This window comes from Loktanella sp. D2R18, assembly GCF_003318235.1.
GTDB lineage: Bacteria > Pseudomonadota > Alphaproteobacteria > Rhodobacterales > Rhodobacteraceae > Yoonia.
The window spans coordinates 112,941-132,452 of record NZ_QOCG01000019.1 but is presented as its reverse complement, the minus strand read 5'-3'; the positions used below and the strand labels follow the sequence as shown (position 1 = coordinate 132,452).

General features: G+C 54.8%; 21 protein-coding genes. 10 read left to right on the top strand and 11 right to left on the bottom strand.

Annotation, left to right across the window (positions count from 1 at the left end; genetic code table 11):
• Positions 1–41 precede the first annotated feature (41 nt).
• The 3 genes from DS901_RS10995 to DS901_RS10985 are packed head-to-tail and all read right to left on the bottom strand — an operon-like array spanning position 42 to position 2,056.
• The gene (locus DS901_RS10995) at positions 42–500 is read right to left on the bottom strand and encodes an OsmC family protein (protein WP_258546706.1); all 459 of its coding nucleotides are present in this window, start codon (positions 498–500) and stop codon (positions 42–44) included.
• Positions 501–512: 12 nt separating this feature from the next.
• Positions 513–1,178 (bottom strand): malonic semialdehyde reductase, encoded by a 666-nt coding sequence (locus tag DS901_RS10990; protein WP_113776977.1) that lies wholly within the window; start codon positions 1,176–1,178, stop codon positions 513–515.
• Positions 1,178–2,056 carry a fumarylacetoacetate hydrolase family protein gene (locus DS901_RS10985; RefSeq protein WP_113776976.1) on the bottom strand — a complete coding sequence of 293 codons (879 nt, stop codon included), beginning with the start codon at positions 2,054–2,056 and terminating at the stop codon, positions 1,178–1,180. The genes DS901_RS10990 and DS901_RS10985 overlap by 1 nt, the downstream gene beginning before the upstream one ends.
• 49 nt (positions 2,057–2,105) lie before the next feature.
• Here DS901_RS10985 and DS901_RS10980 point away from each other — a divergent pair, with 49 nt between their 5' ends.
• The 7 genes from DS901_RS10980 (at position 2,106) to DS901_RS10950 (ending at position 8,569) form a co-directional block, all read left to right on the top strand.
• Positions 2,106–2,528, top strand: a complete 423-nt coding sequence (locus DS901_RS10980) for a YciI family protein (protein WP_258546705.1) — start codon at positions 2,106–2,108, stop codon at positions 2,526–2,528.
• Positions 2,529–2,547: 19 nt separating this feature from the next.
• Positions 2,548–3,213 (top strand): GntR family transcriptional regulator, encoded by a 666-nt coding sequence (locus tag DS901_RS10975; RefSeq protein ID WP_113776975.1) that lies wholly within the window; start codon positions 2,548–2,550, stop codon positions 3,211–3,213.
• A 78-nt stretch (positions 3,214–3,291) separates the two neighbouring features.
• Positions 3,292–4,590, top strand: coding sequence for a malonyl-CoA decarboxylase (locus DS901_RS10970; RefSeq protein WP_113776974.1), 1,299 nt, complete (start codon positions 3,292–3,294; stop codon positions 4,588–4,590).
• Positions 4,587–6,080 carry a malonate--CoA ligase gene (locus DS901_RS10965; protein ID WP_113776973.1) on the top strand — a complete coding sequence of 498 codons (1,494 nt, stop codon included), beginning with the start codon at positions 4,587–4,589 and terminating at the stop codon, positions 6,078–6,080. Before DS901_RS10970 ends, DS901_RS10965 begins: the two co-directional genes overlap by 4 nt.
• 62 nt (positions 6,081–6,142) lie before the next feature.
• On the top strand, positions 6,143–6,865 hold the full coding sequence (locus DS901_RS10960; RefSeq protein WP_113776972.1) for a competence/damage-inducible protein A: 723 nt from the start codon (positions 6,143–6,145) through the stop codon (positions 6,863–6,865).
• The gene (locus DS901_RS10955) at positions 6,862–7,584 is read left to right on the top strand and encodes a GNAT family N-acetyltransferase (protein ID WP_113776971.1); all 723 of its coding nucleotides are present in this window, start codon (positions 6,862–6,864) and stop codon (positions 7,582–7,584) included. Before DS901_RS10960 ends, DS901_RS10955 begins: the two co-directional genes overlap by 4 nt.
• Positions 7,585–7,651: 67 nt before the next feature.
• A complete protein-coding gene (locus DS901_RS10950; RefSeq protein WP_258546704.1) occupies positions 7,652–8,569 on the top strand; it encodes an OmpA family protein in 918 nt (305 codons plus the stop codon).
• A gap of 1 nt (position 8,570) precedes the next feature.
• Here the strand turns inward: DS901_RS10950 and DS901_RS10945 are convergent, their stop codons facing one another.
• The 3 genes from DS901_RS10945 to DS901_RS10935 all read right to left on the bottom strand — a co-directional run bounded on the left by DS901_RS10945 (position 8,571) and on the right by DS901_RS10935 (position 12,464).
• Positions 8,571–9,326: a GGDEF domain-containing protein gene (locus DS901_RS10945; RefSeq protein ID WP_258546703.1), complete on the bottom strand. Its 756-nt coding sequence runs from the start codon at positions 9,324–9,326 to the stop codon at positions 8,571–8,573.
• Between the two features lie 66 nt (positions 9,327–9,392).
• Complete coding sequence (locus tag DS901_RS10940; protein ID WP_113776969.1) at positions 9,393–10,298, bottom strand: LysR family transcriptional regulator; 906 nt, start codon at positions 10,296–10,298, stop codon at positions 9,393–9,395.
• Between the two features lie 141 nt (positions 10,299–10,439).
• On the bottom strand, positions 10,440–12,464 hold the full coding sequence (locus DS901_RS10935; RefSeq protein WP_113776968.1) for an NADPH-dependent 2,4-dienoyl-CoA reductase: 2,025 nt from the start codon (positions 12,462–12,464) through the stop codon (positions 10,440–10,442).
• Between the two features lie 207 nt (positions 12,465–12,671).
• Between DS901_RS10935 and DS901_RS10930 the strand changes: the two genes are divergently transcribed.
• Entirely contained in the window at positions 12,672–13,073 is a 402-nt protein-coding gene (locus tag DS901_RS10930) for a hypothetical protein (RefSeq protein WP_113776967.1), read from the top strand.
• Positions 13,074–13,143: 70 nt separating this feature from the next.
• Here DS901_RS10930 and DS901_RS10925 read toward each other — a convergent pair whose 3' ends face one another.
• From DS901_RS10925 to ilvD, 4 genes are read right to left on the bottom strand one after another with little or no spacing between them, the layout of a single operon-like run.
• Positions 13,144–13,509, bottom strand: a complete 366-nt coding sequence (locus DS901_RS10925) for a hypothetical protein (protein ID WP_113776966.1) — start codon at positions 13,507–13,509, stop codon at positions 13,144–13,146.
• A 15-nt stretch (positions 13,510–13,524) separates the two neighbouring features.
• Positions 13,525–14,292: a DUF6478 family protein gene (locus DS901_RS10920; protein WP_113776965.1), complete on the bottom strand. Its 768-nt coding sequence runs from the start codon at positions 14,290–14,292 to the stop codon at positions 13,525–13,527.
• Between the two features lie 47 nt (positions 14,293–14,339).
• A complete protein-coding gene (locus DS901_RS10915) occupies positions 14,340–14,948 on the bottom strand; it encodes a dihydroxy-acid dehydratase (protein WP_113776964.1) in 609 nt (202 codons plus the stop codon).
• Positions 14,949–14,952: 4 nt separating this feature from the next.
• Complete coding sequence (ilvD, locus tag DS901_RS10910; RefSeq protein ID WP_113776963.1) at positions 14,953–16,686, bottom strand: dihydroxy-acid dehydratase; 1,734 nt, start codon at positions 16,684–16,686, stop codon at positions 14,953–14,955.
• A 49-nt stretch (positions 16,687–16,735) separates the two neighbouring features.
• Here ilvD and DS901_RS10905 point away from each other — a divergent pair, with 49 nt between their 5' ends.
• The gene (locus DS901_RS10905) at positions 16,736–17,698 is read left to right on the top strand and encodes a CPBP family intramembrane glutamic endopeptidase (RefSeq protein WP_258546702.1); all 963 of its coding nucleotides are present in this window, start codon (positions 16,736–16,738) and stop codon (positions 17,696–17,698) included.
• Between the two features lie 6 nt (positions 17,699–17,704).
• Here the strand turns inward: DS901_RS10905 and DS901_RS10900 are convergent, their stop codons facing one another.
• Positions 17,705–18,517, bottom strand: coding sequence for a hypothetical protein (locus DS901_RS10900; RefSeq protein ID WP_113776962.1), 813 nt, complete (start codon positions 18,515–18,517; stop codon positions 17,705–17,707).
• Positions 18,518–18,567: 50 nt separating this feature from the next.
• Here DS901_RS10900 and accD point away from each other — a divergent pair, with 50 nt between their 5' ends.
• Positions 18,568–19,500 (top strand): acetyl-CoA carboxylase, carboxyltransferase subunit beta, encoded by a 933-nt coding sequence (gene accD, locus DS901_RS10895; RefSeq protein WP_113776961.1) that lies wholly within the window; start codon positions 18,568–18,570, stop codon positions 19,498–19,500.
• The last annotated feature ends 12 nt before the right edge of the window (positions 19,501–19,512 follow it).

Here is a 19,512-nt window from a genome sequence, read left to right as displayed (position 1 = left end):
TTTCCTCCCAGAAAATTTGGGCGTCTAGCCCGGTTTAGTGTCTAGTTCCTCTTCACCCAATTGACCGTTAGATCGGTGCCTGCCGCCTCAAATAGTTTGGCAATGGCGCAGAATTTTGCGGTCTCAAGGCCCACTGTAGTCAGCTCCTCCTGACTGGCAGTGGTATTGCAGTTCACCGTGAGCGTAATGGCCGGGAACGGCACGTCGATCTCATCCTCCATGAGAACGCCGCGCCGATCGAACTGGCAATTTGCGTCGATCGTCACGTCGCCAAGGTCCACACCCAGGCGACGTGCATTTTTATGGCCGATCACATTTGTGCATGCGATCAATGCAGACATGGCCATTTCGGTTGGGGTGGGGCCTAGATTGGTCCCACCCCGTTCCAATGGCTCATCAATGACGACATTCAGATCCCTAACCGGTATTTCGGTACGCGCGTGGGTCGGACATTGCGCCGTCGCCCGGTAGGTTACGATTGTCTTCAATTTGATGGCCATGTGAATATCCCCCTAGGCGAAACTACAGGCCTGCTCGAAAGCAAGACGCGGTAGCTTTTGGAACAGCGCGGTTTCATCAGCGTATCCAATATTGCACAGAAAGTTGGATTTGACCGTGGTGCCAGTAAAAAATTCCTCGTCGACAATCGCGTTTGAGAACCCTGACATTGCCCCGACATCTAGCCCAAGCGCACGCGCAGCGATCATGAAATAGGCGCCCTGCATCGTGCCATTGCGAAATGCGGTGTCTTCGCAATATTCGGGCTTCCCGTCGAACAGGTGTCGCCGGTCTTCGTGTGGGAACAGGTTTGGAAGCTCTTTCCAGAAATCCATGTCGTGCGAAATAATCACTGTGACGGGCGCACCCATCATTTTAGCCACGTTTTGGGGCTTGAGCGACTTTGCCAGTTTTGCCTTACCTTCGGGTGTCCTCACAAAAGTAAAACGCGCCGGCAGGGTGTTCATGCTGGTCGGGCCGTTGATCGTAATGTCGTACAGATCTTCGAGCATCCCATCCGGGATCGGTTTGTCAGTCCACGCATAATGCGACCGCGCATCGCGCAAGATGAGGTCAATGGCATCGTCCGACAACCGGTCGATGCGCCCGCGCAAAGCGCGATGATCTTCTTGTGCCTTGGCACGGGCATCCGCGAGTGCTTGACCTGTTGGGGCGGCCATTACGCTGCCCCTTTAATGTGATCAACCTCGTCGATGATGGGGTTAGAGCAAATGCCAATACCTTCGATTTCGACGTCAACTGTTTCGCCCGGGACAAGCCAACGTGGGTTTGGCTTTTTGGCGTGACCAACACCGGGTGGTGTGCCCATTGCGATCAAATCGCCGGGTTCAAGCGTGGTGTATTGTGAAATCGTGGCGATGGTTTGGGCAACCGACCAGATCATGTTGCCAGTGTTGGAGGATTGCAAAATCTCATCGCCGACACGGCTTTCTATTTTCAGACCTGCGGCGCCTTCTGGCACTTCGTCAGGTGTCACAACGAATGGGCCAATCGCGCCAGTATCGTCAAAGTTTTTGCCCGGTGTCCACTGGTGCGTCTTGCGCTGGTAATCGCGGACAGAGCCGTCGTTAAAAACGGTATAGCCAAACACATGGTCCAGTGCATCGGCCTCTGCAATGTGACGGCCGCCTTTGCCGACAATGAACATTAGCTCGGCTTCGTAATCAAGTTTTTCAGAACATGTCGGGCGCACAAGCGGCGCGCCAGCGGCCATGATTGAATTTTTGCCACGCATAAACAGGGCAGGGTAGTCGGGAATGTCGTATCCGCCCTCTTTGATGTGGTCTGTATAGTTCAGGCCAAGGCAGATGATGGTGCCGGGTTCTGCAACGGGCAGGGCAGGTGTAATCGCGGCGATTGCAACGCGTGGGGCGTCGGCCATCTGACCTGCAACTGATTCGATCAGCGCGGGATTCTGGATGAGCCCCATCAGATCACCGCCAATTTCAGCGTTTAACGCCGTTAAATTAACGGCATTTTCACCATCGACAGCGAACACTGTAGTGCCATTCGTTGTCTTGCCCACCAGATATTTCATGCATCTCTTCCTTGTCAGTTCATAAGATTTCTGCCTACAATCGCATCAGATGTCAATAAATATCGATATTTTGGGAGGGATGACGATGGTAGCTTGGGCAGATTATAAATCGGAAGCGAAGGCGCGCGGGGCGCTCGCACTAGAACTTTACGCGGCGCAAAGCACGCCGGCAAAGGCACCCGAAGACGTAAAGGCCGCGTTGCCTGATCATCTTGCCTATCAGGCAAAGTTGGAAGCGGCAGGGCAATTGGCACTAGCGGGTCCGATGTCCGACGAGTCGGGTGACCATATGCAAGGGGTCGGTCTAATTATCTACCGTGCGCCGAATCTGGAAGCAGCCCGCGCATTGGCCGAAGCTGATCCGATGCACAAAAGCGGCGCGCGGAGTTTTACCTTGCGGCGTTGGATGATAAACGAAGGATCGTTGAACCTCTCGGTAGGGCTTTCAACAAAGACTGTGAACCTGACATAACCCTAGCGAAAGTCCCGATATGACCATGATTGACGAAACACAGGTCAAGGAAACTTCAGCCACACACGGTGCCTATCTGACCCTGCGCGACATGATCCTAACAGGTGAATTGCCCGCAGGCCAAAAGTTGAAAATTGAACAGCTACGCGGCTTGCTGAATACCGGCGCTTCACCTGTACGCGAGGCGCTGAGCCTTTTGACATCGGATATGTTGGTTGAACGTATCGACCAACGCGGGTTTCGCGCGGCCCCTGCCAGCAAGGCGAATTTTGCTGAAATTCTGGCGTTACGCTGCACGCTTGAAGATTTGGCCCTGCGCCAGTCAATCGCCAATGCGACGCCAGACTGGGAAGAGCAATTGGTGTTAACCCATCACCACATGAAAAGGGCCAGCGGTCAGGGAACGAAACTGTTCGAGGAGGCGCATAAGACATTTCATATGGCGCTTTTGGCCAACAGCGAATCCCCTATGTTGGAACGCTTTTGTGCTCAGCTCTATGATTTAAACATTCGGTATCGCTATCTTGCAGCCAAAAGCGCAACCTATCAAAAACGCGACGTATCCGCCGAGCATGAAGAGATTTTGGACGCGGCAATTCAGCGTGATCAAGACCGCGCATCGGCAAGTTTGTTAAGCCATTATCGGTTGACGGGTGATTATTTGTCCCGTGCATTAGATATCTGATCGCATTTTTTGCCGATTTAAATGGACGACGTGCTAAAATATCGATATTAATGCTGCGACTCTTTGATGGAGACTATCATGCAGCGAAATCGCTTTCTCGGGGATATTCTATCGCAACTCTTTGACCGTCGGGGTGCCTTGCACGGAAAAGATGACACGCGCGACATCTACGCACTTTGCCAAGCATTGCTATCAGCGGAAGGTGAAGTGTCCGGTTTTCGGCTCGCTGCGACGGTGTTAGAACGCTATGCGGCGCTCACGGCTGACGACAAAACGGCGTTCTTTTACTACTTGAATTCCGATCTCGATATTGATGCGGCGAAGATTGCAGAAATTGCTGCGCAATACGCAAATGAACCGACCCCGGAATTGTTCAAAACGCTGAGCCAAGCAGCGGAACCCAAACGCCAAGAATTGTTGCGGCGGTTGAACCAACCCGTTGGGGCGACTGCGGCGCTCGTTTCGATGCGCGTCGATCTTTTGAAGCTGTTGCGCGATCACCCTGATCTGAAACGCACGAACCATGATTTTGCGCATTTGTTGCGTAGTTGGTTCAATCGCGGCTTCTTGGTTTTGCAGCAGATTAGCTGGGACACTCCGGCGCGTATTCTGGATAAAATCGTCGCCTATGAGGCCGTGCATGAAATCGATGATTGGGATGACTTGCGCCGGCGCTTGTATCCCCCGGATCGGCGTTGCTTTGCGTTTTTTCACCCGGCGATGCCCGACGAGCCGCTGATCTTTGTAGAGGTCGCGTTAACAAAAGATATTCCCGGCTCGATCGACCAGCTTTTGTCCGAAGGGCGTACCCCGCTTGATGCCGATCAGGCAAAATCTGCTGTATTCTACTCTATTTCAAACTGTCAAAAAGGGCTGACCGGGATCAGCTTTGGCAACCTGTTGATCAAACAAGTGGTGGCTGAGCTATCGCTTGAATGTCCGCAGCTTGAGACATTTGTGACCCTGTCGCCGATCCCAGGGCTGAACAAGTGGCTTGCGACCCAAGTAGATGATCCTGACCACGGTGCCGCCGCCCAAGCAATTCTAGCGGGCGATGGCCCCGAAGATGATATTCGCGCGATGGCGGCCCGCTATTTGCTTGTTGCCAAGCGCGGTGACGGCATGCCGCTTGATCCGGTTACGCGTTTTCACCTTGGCAATGGCGCAGAGGTACACGACATTCACGCGGGCGCCGATAGCTCTGCCAATGGTATGGCGCAATCGAGCGGTGCAATGGTGAATTATCTTTACAATTTGACGCAAACCGAACGAAATCACGAAGATTTCGCTATGGCGTCAACCCTCGTCGCCGCGCGCAGTGTGCAAAACCTGTCAACGGCGTCGCTACAGACAAAACCGAAGGAGCCTACCGCGTGACAAATACACTTTACGATGCGCTGATCGCGCCACACGCAAACAACACGCAGCCGTTCATGGATTGCGATGATGGTGGGACGGTCAGCTATGCCGGATTTGTCCAGCGGGTGGCCCAATTGGCGCATGTTCTACGCGATGCTGGCGTGCAACCCGGTGACCGGATTTTGGTCCAAGCCCCGAAAACCGCTGACACGATCGCGCTATACGGGGCCGCGATCCAAGCCGGCGCTGTCTATTTACCGCTAAACACCGCCTACACGCAGTCAGAGCTCAGCTATTTCGCGGAAGATGCGACGCCCCGTCTGATCATCTGCGATACGAAGGACTTCGCGCGTATTGATGCTGCTTTTGATGTTCCCGTTTTGACGATGGCAGCCGATGGATCCGGGACTCTGGCAGATGCAGGGGATGCGGCAAACTCATCATTTGAAACCGTCTCACGTGCGCCGGATGATCTTGCCGCGCTTTTGTATACTTCTGGCACGACCGGGCGCTCAAAGGGGGCGATGTTATCGCATAAAAACCTACTCTCGAATGCGCGCTCGCTGACAGACCTGTGGGAAATCACGGATAAAGATCGGTTGATCCACGCGTTGCCGATTTTCCATACGCATGGGCTTTTTGTGGCGATGAATACCTCGCTTTTGGCTGGGGCACAGGTGCGGTTTATGCAAGCGTTCAACCAAGACGCGGTGATCGCAGAGCTACCCAAATCTACCATGTTGATGGGTGTGCCGACATTTTACACGCGCCTGTTGGATGATGCGCGCCTGACCCGCGAACTTTGCGCGAACATGCGTTTGTTCGTTTCAGGTTCGGCCCCGCTATTAGCGGAAACCCACACCGCGTTTGAACAACGGACCGGTCAGCGTATTTTGGAACGCTACGGAATGACCGAAACGAATATGATTACGTCAAACCCGTTTGCTGGCGACCGGCTTGCAGGCACGGTTGGCTATCCTTTACCGGGTACCGAAGTGATCATCACTGATCCGGATACTGGTGCACCCGTGCCCGCAGGCGACATTGGCATGATCGAAGTGCGCGGTGACAACGTGTTTCAGGGCTATCTCAATATGCCCGAAAAAACCCGCGAAGAGCTGCGCGAGACCGGGTTCTTTATCACGGGCGATCTCGGTGTTGCAGCTGAAGACGGGCGGATAAGCATTGTTGGGCGTCAAAAGGATTTGATTATTTCTGGCGGCTACAACATCTACCCCAAAGAGATCGAAGATGTGATCAACGATGTCGATGGCGTTTTGGAAAGCGCCGTCTTTGGCGTGCCGCATCCCGATTTTGGTGAATCGGTTCTGGCTGCGGTTATTCTTGAACCCGAGGCGGCGGTGACCAGCGATGAAATCGCGGCCCATGTGACGGCAGAGTTGGCCCGGTTTAAGCACCCGCGCCGCTATATCATGCGCGACGCGCTGCCGCGCAATACAATGGGTAAGGTTCAAAAGAACCTTTTGCGCGATGAATATGGGGTATAGCTTAGGGGTTATGTGCGTGTGATAGCTGCGCGCATCTGAACGCCACCCTTAGGAGACCGCCAATGCCCAACCCAACCGCCGCAATGCTTGTGATCGGCGACGAAATTCTGTCTGGGCGCACGCGCGATGCGAATATGCATCACCTTGCGGGGGAGTTAACTGCTGTCGGTGTCGACCTACGTGAAGTCCGCGTGGTCAGCGATGATCGCCCGGCGATTATCGCGGCTGTGCGCGCATTGTCGGACGGGCATGACCATGTTTTCACAAGCGGGGGCATCGGCCCTACCCATGATGATATTACCGCTGACTGTATCGCGGCCGCATTTGAGCGCCCTATTGACGTGCGCGACGATGCAAGGGCCTTGCTGCAGGCGCATTATGATGCGTCCGGCAAGGAGCTGAACGCCGCGCGGTTGCGCATGGCCCGCATTCCAGATGGGGCCGTGCTCATCGATAACCCTGTCAGCGTTGCCCCCGGATTTACGTTGGGCAACGTACATGTCATGGCAGGGGTGCCGTCGGTGTTTCAGGCCATGGTCGCAAGCATTCTGCCGGCTATGACAGGTGGCGCGCCATTGCAGTCACGCACCTTGCCATTGATGCAAGGCGAAGGGGATGTTGCCGCGCGCTTGACCGCCTTTGCAGAACAGCACAGCGATCTTTCTGTCGGGTCCTACCCGTTTCAAAAAGATGGCCAATATGGTACCAATCTTGTGCTGCGTGGAAGCGATATTGTGCAGCTTGATTCGGCGTTTATAGCGCTAAAGAAGGTGTTTTCTGCATGAGTTTTCCAGATGCACGAAAGCTATATGCGGTAATCGAGGGGACCTGGCCCGCCGCCGTGAAACAGGCTCTGGGCCCTTGGACCGTCCGGCTTGACGATAGCAATAGCAGTCGGGTCAATGCCGCAACCGCAGAGCAATCTTTTCAAGAAACCGACATCGCAATCGCCCAAGCGGCGATGATTGACGGCGGGCAGCGCCCGCTTTTTATGATCCGTGCGGGCGAGGAACGGCTTGATGCTATGTTGGCTGAACGCGGATATGTGATCAAAGACCCAGTGCATATGTACGCCGCTGCGGTAGCGGATATCGCGCACCCACGCGACCCGGAGCGCAGTTTTGCGGCTTGGCCGCCGCTGGCGGTGCAGGTTGAGATTTGGGCGCAAGGTGGGATCGGGCCGGGGCGGATCGCGATTATGGACCGCGCCCGCGATCCCAAGGTGACGCTTCTTGGCCGAGTCGGTGATGCGCCCGCAGGCAGTGTTTATGTCGCAATTGCGGGGGATTGTGCGATGATCCACGCACTTGAGGTTTCAGCTGCGCACCGCCGCAAAGGGCTTGCGCGGGATTTGACGATTGCGGCGGCACATTGGGCGCAGGCGCAGGGCGCGGCCTATCTCACGCTCGTGACAACCCAAGAAAACGTGGCCGCAAATGCGCTTTATACGTCCCTTGGCATGACCCCTGTGGGACAGTACCACTATCGGATGTTGCCGGAGTAACCTGTTGAATTGTATCCTACGCCCCATCGCGACCTTAGTTCCCAGCTGGTGTACAGCGGGTACTTGTTTGCTGTGGGCCTTGGGGACGGCGGGCGGTGCTGAAACACTACAATTCCCCAGCAATGCGACGCTACAAACGCAGAGTATTTCTGCCTTAGATAGCTATGCAATGCCCGTCGATATCTGGGCGAACGGCGTTTTGCCCGTCGAAACGGTCGAAGGTACCGTGACCAAACAGGCATGGCGGATCGACACGCAGGGGCTTACGACTTTGCAACTGCTGCGCCCCTTGCGTGATCAGGTGCGTGATGACCGCTATCAGATTGTGTTCGAATGTCAGACAGAGGCCTGTGGTGGCTTTGATTTTCGTTTTGGCACGATGACACTGCCGCCACCAGAAATGCGGATCAACATCGGTGATTTCCGATTCTTGTCGGCGGTGCGGATTGGGGCGGATGGCCCCGAACAACTGACCTTGTTGGTCACCCGAACCGCGCAAGCAGGATTTGTGCAAGTCGTGCATGTCGGACCTGAAACCCAGACAGCGAAGCTGGCCACGGTCGCCGTGGGACCGGCACTGGGTGCAATCGAGCAAGTTAACACTGGCAGTCTCGCGGATCAGCTTGGGGAGAGCGGTCACGCGATCTTGGCAGATTTAACCTTTGAAACCGGGTCGTCACAATTGGCGGCTGGCAATATGGGTTCGCTACAGGCGCTGGCAGACTATCTCGCGGACCATCCGGATCGCGAAGTCGCGCTTGTCGGGCATACCGATGCGTCCGGATCGCTTGATGCAAATATTGCGCTTTCTAAACGGCGTGCGGGATCTGTGATGGAGCGACTGGTTTCTGACTATGGGGTTGCGCGCGCGCAACTCGCGGCGGAAGGCATGGGGTATTTGGCCCCGATTGCTTCCAACTTGACGGAAGCTGGGCGTCAAGAAAATCGCCGGGTTGAAGTGATCGTTACGTCAACGACTGACTAAATCAGTGCATAGGTAGCAGCTCTGTCCACACGACAAGCCGTGCGCGCCCGTCCGCTTTTGCCTTGTATAAGGCTTGATCGGCGCGGGCGAACAATGTTTCCAACGGTTGATCCGCAAAATTCATCGCCGCACCGACCGAAAGTGTGACCCGTAGATCGCGCGCGCTACTCCTATTAGCGGGGCGAAATATGATGGGTTTTGTCAGGCGTTCACCAACGGCGCGTGCTTGTTCAAGCGATGTGTTGCGCAAGAATAAAGCAAATTCCTCACCGCCAACCCGGCCAATGATATCATCGTGGCGCACATTTTTACGAAGCGTTTCGGCGATGCGTTTCAGGCAAAGATCGCCTGTTTGATGCCCATATGTATCGTTGATGCGCTTGAAATTGTCGGCGTCAATAAGCAAGAGCACCCCATGTTTGCAATCTTTACGTCGGCTGTCAGTCTGTTCCAAAAAAGTGCGCCGGTTATTGAGCCCCGTTAGCCCATCTTTGCGTGACAAGAACGATAGTTTGCGCTGCAATTGGATCTGAAAAACGATGACGGCGAGGGCAAATAAAACAAAAGGCCCGCCCACAAATACCGCATGTAATATATAATAAAGCGGCGTCACGAGGTGCGACAGCCCATACGCCTGCATAAAGCCTAGGTTCACGAGGGCGATAAGGCACACAACCATTGCAAACCGCCCGACAACGGCTGTTCCGCTGCGAGGTTCCAAGATGCGCATAAGCTTGTCAAACCAGGTATCTATCATAGGGCGCGAAAATAGCGCCGCTTCATTAATTCAGGTTTAATCGCGCAAAGAAAACCGATCGCGGGCTTACCAAGTGTTGGGGTTTTTATCGGCGAATGCGTGCGCAAGAAAATCAATGAATGCCCGCACCTTGGGTTGTGTAAACCGTCCCGGCGGGTAGACGGCATAGATGCCTTGGGTTTCAACGGGAAGGTCAGGGATGGCTTCTTCGACCAGACCTTGCCGCAGCGCATCCGCGTATAAGAACGATGGCAAATAGGCGATTCCCAAACCGCTTACGCATGCGTTCAGAAGCGATTGACCATCATTCACCGTCAACCACCCAGCCGTGCGCACTTGGCGCTTTTCGCCAGAAGGTGCGGTTAATTTCCACACGGCAGAGTTTGCCTGATTGGAATAGTGCAATAGCTTGTGATCGTTCAGATCGTCGATCTTTTCTGGTCGCCCGTATTGTTCAAAATAGGCGGGGCTTGCGATCATGCGGCGGGTGGTTTCTGACAACTTGCGCGCGCGCAGTGTGCTGTCTTCCAGTTCACCAATACGCACGGCCATGTCGAAGCCTTCGGAAATTAGTTCGACGTAACGATTGTTCAACACCATGTTGACCGTGATGTCTGGAAATTCGCGCAAGAAATCACCCAGCACAGGCGACAGGTGGTTTACCCCAAAATCGGTGGCGACACTGATCCGCAATAGGCCAGAGGGCGCGGATTGCATTGAGGTCACAAGCGCATCCGCTTCGCCGGCGTCGTTCAAAACACGGCAAGCACGATCGTAATAGGCAAGTCCGATTTCGGTTGGGCTGACCCGGCGCGTCGTTCGGTTGAGCAGGCGCGCGCCAAGGCGTGCTTCAAGCGAGGAAACATGTTTGGAAACGGCGGATTTTGAAATCCCCATCTTTTTAGCCGCATCCGTGAAACCGCCTTGGTCAACAACCGTAGCAAAGGCTTCCATTTCTGTCAGGCGATCCATACACATTCCTAAAATCTAACTTCACCCGTATTTCTTGACGGTGAAATCAGGCAGGAATGGGACATATGCCTGACAAATCCGGGGTATCAGCCACGTTTCTGACAGATAATCGCTTGTTTCAAGGCGATTTTCACGTTTGAGTTATAGCATTGCAGATATGCGCACGCCCTGATTGATCGCGCGCTTAGCATCCAGCTCCGCAGCGACGTCCGCCCCGCCGATCACATGGACGGTTTTGCCAACTGCGATCAGCTGATCCGCAAGGCTGCGATCGGGCACCTGTCCGGCGCATAGAACGATGGTATCCACGGCAATCAGTTCCGGGTTTTCATGGGCTTCGCCACGTGAAACATGCAGTCCCGCGGCATCAATCTTTTCATAGTTCACGCCGCCAACCATCGAGACATTTTTCATCTGCAATGTGGCGCGGTGAATCCAGCCGGTCGTTTTGCCTAACCCTTTGCCAAGTTTCGCGGATTTGCGTTGTAGCAGCGTGACTTCACGTGTTGGGGCCTCGGGTTGTGGCCCGTCAGCACTCAGCCCACCACGAGTGATTTCAGGGTCGCCAACGCCCCATTCCACGAGCCATTCCTCAAGGTTTTCAGTGGGGCTTTCACCGGTAACCAGAAACTCGGCAACGTCAAACCCGATGCCACCCGCACCGATAATTGCGACGCGTTTGCCGACCTCTGCTTTGCCGCGTAGCACATCGATGTATGACAGCACATTTGGCCCGTCTTGGCCGGGAATTTCAGGATCACGGGGGGTAACACCAGTCGCGACGATCACTTCGTCAAAATTCGCCAGCAATTTAGGGGTCGCTGAGGTGTTTAAAACCACTTCGACACCAGCCGTTTCAATCATCGTGCGGAAGTAATCGACGAGCCCCCAAAACTCTTCTTTGCCGGGGACCTGTTTCGCCATATTCAATTGGCCGCCCAGTTCTGACGCCCTGTCAAAAAGAGTGACCCGATGTCCACGTTCAGCGCTGGCTATTGCCGCAGACAGCCCAGCGGGCCCTGCGCCAACAACGGCGATTGTCTTTGGGTTATCCGTTGGTTGGATGTTCAGTTCAGTTTCATGACAGGCGCGCGGGTTGACCAAACACGACGTCAGCTTGCCGCTGAACGTATGGTCAAGGCAGGCTTGGTTGCAGGCAATGCAGGGCGCGATTTGCGCCGATTGGCCGGCGGCAGCCTTGGCGACAAAATCGGCATCAGCCAAGAATGGGCGGGCCATGCTGATCATATTGGCACAGCCGTCCGCGAGTACGGCCTCGCCGATCTCTGGCGTATTGATGCGGTTAGAGGTGATAATCGGAATATCAACGCTGCCCATCAGTTTCTTAGTCACCCAAGTAAAGGCGGCGCGGGGGACCGATGTCGCAATCGTCGGGATACGGGCTTCGTGCCAACCGATCCCCGTATTGAGAATCGTGGCACCTGCGGCCTCAATCGCTTTGGCCAGCTGCACAACCTCTTGCCAAGTTGATCCGTTTGGAATGAGATCAATCATCGAGAGCCGGTAAATCACGATGAAATCGGGACCGATAGCTTTGCGGACCCTGCGGACGACTTCAACGGGAAGACGCATCCGGTTTTCATAAGAGCCGCCCCATGCATCGGTGCGCTTGTTGGTATGGGTGACCAGGAACTGGTTCAGGAAATAGCCTTCGGAGCCCATCACCTCGACCCCATCATACCCTGCCTCTTGGGCGCGGGAGGCGGCGGTGACCATATCGCTGATTTGCTTTTCGATCCCGTCAGCGTCCAATTCAATGGGCGCGAACGGCGAGATGGGCGATTTCACGGCGGAAGGCGCGACGCATTTAGGGCTATAAGCATAGCGCCCAGCATGTAGGATCTGCATGGCGATTTTACCGCCCGCCGCATGGACCCGGTCAGTCACAACACGGTGGTTGGTGATATCTTCATCCGAAAATAGCCCCGCAGCACCGGGAAAAACGCCGCCTTCGGGGTTGGGGGCCATGCCACCTGTGACGATCAATCCGACCTGCCCGCGTGCCCGCGCAGCATAGAATTCTGCAACACGGTTCCAGTCTTTTGTTTCCTCAAGCCCAGTATGCATCGACCCCATCAACACGCGGTTTTTCAAGGTCGTGAACCCCAGATCAAGCGGGGCAAGTAGATGTGGATATGTGGTCATGCGGGCCTCCCAATTTTGCGAACCATGCCCGAAGTTGACGTGAGCGTCACCTAATACGTGGCGTAATGATGCAGTCCGTGCTTTCATGGTTTCTTATACTGGGGGTAATTATGCGGAAAAAAGCTGCCGGTGGCTATAGTTGCGTAGGGCGACAAACCACTTTGAAAAGGTAATGAAAGATTGAAGAAGCTAACTCGTCACATAACTATGATCGCCGCTGCTATTTGTGTCCCGCTTATTTCCTACGGGATACGTGAACAAATTGCAGCCTCGAAATATACGCTGTCCGAACAGGGGCTGGAATACGTAATAGCCTGTCAGGGTGTTTTTGCGACCTCATGGCGTAAAGATGACGGCCCCATAAGCTATCTAAGATTTATGCATAATTCAATTTCACTGCGTGGATGCAGTTGTGCGGCCGCTAATTTAGAGGGCTCTCATCCAGATGAATTGGACGCGGCACGGATTATCTTCGTGGGCGTTATGCAATCAGGGAAAAATGACGGCCTGTCTGACGTAAGAGCTCTTGGGCAAAATCTCGGCATTTCTGAGGAAAAATTGGTAGAACTGGTAGATGCAAATAACGATGCGGTTAAGGCATGTACCTAAGATTAAAGGCAAGACTGGGGCTTTTCGATTGGTAGTCTGTCTTGTCATATGAATTGGCGGAATTTGACTTTCAACTATTGTTGCAATGTGCCCGGAACGCGGATTTGAGCAGGTCCAACTCAGCGCGTAAAAGGTCAACTTCGGCGCGAATATCATCTTCCAGAGGGCCCCCCGCAACCAACGAAAAGCTGGCGAGCTTTGTACCGTTTTCATCGCTAATCAGAACGGTTTGTATTCCTTCGGTGATCGCCGCTGCTGGCACCGTAACTGCGACCATCCAGTAGTTTTGGGTGGTGTCATGCTCTAGTGCAACCTCGGACAGTTTTACGCCTTGATGGGTCGCGGTGAGTTGCGGTTGTGTGTTGCCGCCGCCGGTCAGCACACCATGCCAAATACCGTTCTCGATCCGGGTTTTTGTGAGTGTATATTTGGTCATCCTATATCCTTCGCCCTAGATTTCCGCGCGTGGATAGCGGCAAACGGTAACATCGCGGATCGTAATTTTGTTCATTTGCGGGGTTTCGAACAAGAGGTCGATCCAGATTTTTTCTGCGCGGGCTTCATTGACTTGCATATACGCGAGATCAAATGCGACCGAGGATTCACGATGCTCTGCTGGCAACGTCAAAAGGGATTGCTCTGTATTGGGGCCATGTTTCAGGTTCAGCCGCGCATAAATGTTGATCGGTACCTCGCGGTCGATGACAGCGGCAATTTCAAGAACATGCCGTTTTTTTAACCCATCACAGGCCGATGTAGGCAGATCAAGCACAAGTGACAAGAAGCTCCCGTCGAAATGAAATACCTCAAGTGCGACACCATATGCCGCCAGATCATCGGAGTCAGAATTGCGGTATTGCGACAACGTGATTTCGGGCTGTTTGCAGTCGTGGAAAATTCCAATCTCGTGGCCTAGCCTGTCTTTGTTTTTTGCAGGGGCCAGCCCGCGTTTGGGTAGGGCAGCCCGCCAAACCATTGGCCGCCAGGACCAGTCGGTGCCAACAGGGCGGGCAAATGTGGTGGACCCGATACGCGGGCGTGCTAGACGGGTTTCCGCGATTTGGTTAAGCTCTTGCAGTGGCGCCAATAACTGCCGTGCATTTTGGCGCAGCGCGCGCAGTTTGGTCAGTTCGGTGCTATTTGCAGCGCGCGCAGCCTTTGCCCACCGCGCGAGCGATACCCTTTGCGCGAGCCGTCCAAGAACTGAATTTGGGTTCATCACGATGCGTCGCCCTTTGTTGCACACCTAGTCTAGCATGAATGCTCTTAAGGTTCAGATGTCTGCGCAGCCGATTCAAACACAACGGGTTTCACGGCAGTGGTCATCGCGTTGAGCAACCAAATACCTGTGCTGTCATCAAGCGGTACACTTGCCAACCCGCGCAGTGCGACCGTCACGAGCCGCCCGTTGACGTCTTTGAACGCGCGCCATTCCTGTGTCTGCAGGCCCTGTAGCCTGTGGGGTGCGCTGTCGTTGAAATGGACGATAACGCGGCCATCGGCGGCTTGGGCTTCAACCGCGCTGATCGTGCTGCTATCGCCGCTACTACTAAGGAGTGTTGCACCCGCATCGCTTTCCAAGAAATCTCGCAGCGTGGCTTCAGAACCGTCCACTGCGCCAGATTCTGCCGCGCCGATTTGAATTGTTGCGACAGCCGCTGCGCTGGGCATCGCCTGTGTGCCGCCCAATGAGGCGCAAGGCGCAATCACGGCAAACCCGGAACTGGGTATGCTGGCTGGGCCGTCAATGCAATACCCGGTTGGGGCTTGGACAATGACACTGCTTTCATTGAAAATCACAGATTTTTGCGCGGCATCCGGGGTGCAAGCGGCGAACGCCAACACCCCAGCCAGACACGCGAGAGCGCGAAACATGGGTCTAGAGGTCCATGTAAATGTGTTTTTCGTCTTTCGCGCCGGGGTGTGTGACCGCCCCAAGACGTGTGGACCCAACCAGCTGCGCGTATTTCCACAGCGCGCCAGATGCATAGATCGTATCCTTCGCACCTGTCCAATTGGCTTTGCGTGCCGCCAGCACATCATCCGTCAAATCAACGGACAATTCGCCAGTGATCGCGTTGATGGTGATCACATCCCCATCTTCGAGCAAGGCAATCGGACCACCATGTGCGGCCTCCGGTCCAACGTGGCCCACACAGAACCCGCGTGTCGCCCCAGAGAAGCGACCGTCCGTGATCAGCGCGACCTTTTTACCCATGCCTTGGCCAGACAAAGCAGCGGTTGTGGCGAGCATTTCACGCATGCCGGGGCCGCCTGATGGGCCTTCGTTGCGGATGACCAATACTTCGCCTTCTTTGTATTCGCGGGCTTTGACCGCTTCAAAGGCTTCCTCTTCACATTCAAATACGCGGGCTGGGCCGGTAAAGACTTGCTGGTCTTCGCTCATGCCAGCGACTTTCACAATTGCGCCTTCTGGGGCCACATTACCCTTAAGCCCAACAACACCACCTGTTTTGGTGATTGGGTTTTCGACAGAGTAGATAACCTTGCCGTCAGCTTCGCCTTTGATCATGTCGAGCTCTTCGCCCATGGTTCGGCCCGTTGCGGTCATGCAGTCTTCGTGCATCAAGCCTGCTTTGCGCAGTTCTTTCATCACAACAGGAACGCCGCCAGCCTCATAAAGATCTTTGGCCACATATTGGCCGCCCGGCTTCAGATCGACAAAGTAAGGTGTGTCGCGGAAGATGTCGCAAACATCGCCAAGGTCAAAATCAATTCCAGCTTCATGCGCAATAGCAGGTAGGTGCAGACCCGCATTTGTAGAGCCACCGGTACAGGCCACCACACGTGCCGCGTTTTCCAGCGACTTGCGTGTAACGATGTCACGCGCGCGGATGTTCTTTTCGATCAGGTTCATGACAGCCTGACCAGATGCCTCGCCATATTGATCGCGGCTCTCATATGGGGCAGGGGCACCGGATGAGTTCATCAGGGCAAGGCCGATCGCCTCGGAGACACAGGCCATTGTGTTGGCGGTAAACTGACCACCACATGCGCCCGCAGAGGGGCATGCGACGCGTTCAAGCACTTCAAGCTCTGCGTCAGACATATTGCCAGCTTGGTGTTGGCCAACGGCCTCGAACACGTCTTGGACAGTCACGTCTTTGCCATTCAACCGCCCCGGAAGGATTGAGCCACCGTAGATAAATACTGACGGCGTGTTCAAACGCACCATCGCCATCATCATGCCGGGCAAGGATTTGTCACAACCCGCAAGACCCACAATCGCGTCATAGCAGTGGCCGCGCATGGTCAATTCAACGGTGTCGGCAATGGCTTCACGTGAAGCGAGCGACGAACGCATGCCTTCGTGGCCCATCGCGATGCCGTCGGTGACTGTGATGGTCGTGAATTCGCGCGGGGTGCCGTTGGCCGCCTTGACGCCAAGCTTAACAGCCTGCGCCTGACGATTCAGCGAAATGTTACAAGGGGCTGCTTCGTTCCAGCAGGTGGCAACGCCAACAAATGGCTGTGCAATATCGTCTTCGTCCAGACCCATCGCGTAGAAATACGACCGGTGTGGCGCGCGGCTTGGGCCTTCTGTGACGTGACGGCTTGGTAGGTTGGTTTTATCGGCTTTGCCTTTAAGCATTAGCTTGTCTCCCGGGAACATTTGGGCAAGGTCTAAAAGTTGGGCGCAGGTGACGCAAGTTAGAACTGTGCTTGCAGCTGCGTTGATGCGCGGCCTAATGTCCCGCATGTCTGACCCATATGCGCCCCATCAGTCGTTTATCGCCGCCGCCGCACGGCGGGCACAGCTGTGGCGGATTGTGTTTGTGGTTGTCGGATTCGAGCTGATTTTTGCGCTTTCCAGCAGTATCGTAGCCGAATTTTTAGCGCCGATCGGGGCGCAAAACGCATATGTAGAAGGTGTTTCAACCTTTGGGACACTGATGCAGTTTCTAACATTTGGCATTGGCGGGGCCGGATTGGTGATGTTGGTGAACCTACTGCATGGGCGGGGGTTTTGGACGATGATCGGGCCTGTGGATGCCGCGTGGCGTGATCTTGTTGCTGTGACCTTGGCCGTCGCAGCGGTTCTTTGCGCACAAGAGCTGTTGCCCCCATGGTACGATTTTAGCGGCGCAAAAATGCGCCCATTGATGGGCTGGGTGGCGCTGATTCCAATCACGCTATTTGTATTATTGGTCCAAGTCGGCACCGAAGAGCTGATGTTTCGCGGCTATCTGCAACAACAACTGGCCAATCTTTCTTCGCGGCGGTGGGTTTGGATGGGCATCCCGTCAGTTTTGTTTGGTGGGCTCCATTATTGGAACGGTCACGGGGCTGCCGAAGGGGCGCTTTGGGCGTTTTGGGCCGCGATGCTGGGGGCCGCTTGTGCTGATCTGACCGCGCGAAGTGGCAATTTGGGTCCTGCAATCGGGCTGCACCTTGCGAACAATGCTTTTGCGATTTTACTTTATGCGATCGCCGGTTGGCCGGGGAGCGGTGTCGCGCTGTTTCTATTCCCCTACGAAGACCCAGCGTCTTATAGCGACGGTATCGAGGCGCTGATGACACCTTGGGTGATTTTACAGATGGCGGCGCAGTTCCTCTCGGTGCTGGTCATGTGGCTCGCCGCAAGGATCGCGATCCGGCGATAACGTAATTTAGCCAGACGTTGGCCCACAGTGAAAAACATCGCGCACCGCGATGTTCCGTTTAATTGGTCCTACCTCGATTTCTTTTTCCCAGACATCATACATGATCGTGCATTTTTGTCTGGAGTGTTCAACTGCGTGGTTAAAGCGGCCCAAGTCGATCGTATATTTTCCGGGCACATCGCCATCGACTTTGTGCTGAGAAATGTATTGTTGGAGTGCGGCGCTTGAAGTGATGCCGTACAGTGTGCCCCATCCATCCTCATAATGTGCGGTTAGGCGGCCGGTCGTGTCCCGAAACTTCCAGCGGTGTTGATCCGCTTGTTGTTGCCAAGCCGCTTCCTCGGCGATCTCTCTCATTGCTCTTGCCGCGTCGTCGGCTTCCTGCGCCAATTGTTCTGTCTCGTATAGCTTGCCGCCCGTTTCCGATGACAGCCACTTGTCTTTGTCCAGGCCCCACGGGACCGAATTTTTTTTAACTACCCGCTGAAGCGGTCCCCTAGTCAGGGCGTTTGCGTCGCGCTGAAGTTGACGCAGATTGGTGAGCGCCGGGCTGTGTTCTGCTGCGTCACGCAATTGCGCTAATGCGGGGTTGTGTTGCTGCGAGGCTCCTGCCGGCTGAGCGCGCCGCGTCGCCTGAGGCAAAACTTTTTGAGGGGCTTTTGTTTGCGTTCCCATAACTCTCCGTTTCGGTCTTTTCGTCGCTGATTTTTTCTCAGGGTAGAGTCTATGATATAAAATGCAGTTAATGATCGGTTTTATATCGCGGCGCAGTTGATGGCGCGCCGCAGTCACTCGCTGAATGAACGCCATTGATTGCATTTCGTGACGCCCCGTCATATTTGAGAGGCAATACTGCAAAAGGCGCGCCAATGAACTGGATCACCAACTACGTCCGTCCGACGATCAATTCACTGTTTTCGCGCCGCGAGGTGCCTGAGAACCTTTGGACGAAATGTCCCGAGTGCGGAACGATGCTGTTTCACCGTGAATTGGCGGACAATCTGAATGTTTGTACAAATTGCGATCATCACATGGCGATTTCCGCGCGTGATCGCCTGATTTCGGTGTTCGATGGCGGCGTTTTTGTCGATGTCCCCGTGCCAGAACCTGTCGCTGATCCGTTGCACTTTCGGGACCAAAAGAAATACACCGACCGGATCAAAGATGCGCGTAAAAAGACTGGCGAAAAAGATGCAATGCTGGTCGCCGAAGGCGACATGGGTCGCACCGGTGTTGTTGTCGCCGTGCAAGACTTTTCCTTCATGGGCGGGTCGATGTCGATGTATGTCGGCAATGCGATTGTGGCCGCTGCCGAACGCGCGATTGCGTTGGGCCGCCCGCTGATTTTGTTTTCCGCAGCCGGTGGCGCACGTATGCAAGAGGGTATTCTTGGCCTCATGCAAATGCCGCGCACAACGATTGCCGTGCAGATGCTAAAAGAGGCGGGGCTGCCCTATATTGTGGTCTTGACCCATCCGACCACGGGCGGGGTTACTGCGTCCTATGCGATGCTAGGTGATGTGCAAATCGCCGAACCCAATGCGCTGATCGGTTTTGCTGGTGCCCGCGTGATCGAACAAACCATTGGTGAAAAACTGCCAGAAGGCTTCCAGCGTGCTGAGTATTTGCTGGATCACGGAATGTTGGACCGGGTGACAAAGCGCCCCGATCTTAAGGATGAATTGGTTACGATCGTGCGGATGTTGATGGGGCTTGATGCCCCAATCAAGGGTGATTTGCCTGCGCCCGAAGAAACCGTTGTGGCAGAACACATTGAAACTCCGGCGGAACCAGAAAAGTGACCGCCGGGTCTG

Coding starts and splice junctions, on each gene's coding strand:
- DS901_RS10995 (WP_258546706.1), bottom strand. CDS start 500: ATGGCCATCAAATTGAAGACAATCGTAACCTACCGGGCGACGGCGCAA.
- DS901_RS10990 (WP_113776977.1), bottom strand. CDS start 1,178: ATGGCCGCCCCAACAGGTCAAGCACTCGCGGATGCCCGTGCCAAGGCA.
- DS901_RS10985 (WP_113776976.1), bottom strand. CDS start 2,056: ATGAAATATCTGGTGGGCAAGACAACGAATGGCACTACAGTGTTCGCT.
- DS901_RS10980 (WP_258546705.1), top strand. CDS start 2,106: ATGTCAATAAATATCGATATTTTGGGAGGGATGACGATGGTAGCTTGG.
- DS901_RS10975 (WP_113776975.1), top strand. CDS start 2,548: ATGACCATGATTGACGAAACACAGGTCAAGGAAACTTCAGCCACACAC.
- DS901_RS10970 (WP_113776974.1), top strand. CDS start 3,292: ATGCAGCGAAATCGCTTTCTCGGGGATATTCTATCGCAACTCTTTGAC.
- DS901_RS10960 (WP_113776972.1), top strand. CDS start 6,143: ATGCCCAACCCAACCGCCGCAATGCTTGTGATCGGCGACGAAATTCTG.
- DS901_RS10955 (WP_113776971.1), top strand. CDS start 6,862: ATGAGTTTTCCAGATGCACGAAAGCTATATGCGGTAATCGAGGGGACC.
- DS901_RS10945 (WP_258546703.1), bottom strand. CDS start 9,326: ATGATAGATACCTGGTTTGACAAGCTTATGCGCATCTTGGAACCTCGC.
- DS901_RS10940 (WP_113776969.1), bottom strand. CDS start 10,298: ATGGATCGCCTGACAGAAATGGAAGCCTTTGCTACGGTTGTTGACCAA.
- DS901_RS10935 (WP_113776968.1), bottom strand. CDS start 12,464: ATGACCACATATCCACATCTACTTGCCCCGCTTGATCTGGGGTTCACG.
- DS901_RS10930 (WP_113776967.1), top strand. CDS start 12,672: ATGATCGCCGCTGCTATTTGTGTCCCGCTTATTTCCTACGGGATACGT.
- DS901_RS10925 (WP_113776966.1), bottom strand. CDS start 13,509: ATGACCAAATATACACTCACAAAAACCCGGATCGAGAACGGTATTTGG.
- DS901_RS10920 (WP_113776965.1), bottom strand. CDS start 14,292: ATGAACCCAAATTCAGTTCTTGGACGGCTCGCGCAAAGGGTATCGCTC.
- DS901_RS10915 (WP_113776964.1), bottom strand. CDS start 14,948: ATGTTTCGCGCTCTCGCGTGTCTGGCTGGGGTGTTGGCGTTCGCCGCT.
- ilvD (WP_113776963.1), bottom strand. CDS start 16,686: ATGCTTAAAGGCAAAGCCGATAAAACCAACCTACCAAGCCGTCACGTC.
- DS901_RS10900 (WP_113776962.1), bottom strand. CDS start 18,517: ATGCAATCAATGGCGTTCATTCAGCGAGTGACTGCGGCGCGCCATCAA.
- accD (WP_113776961.1), top strand. CDS start 18,568: ATGAACTGGATCACCAACTACGTCCGTCCGACGATCAATTCACTGTTT.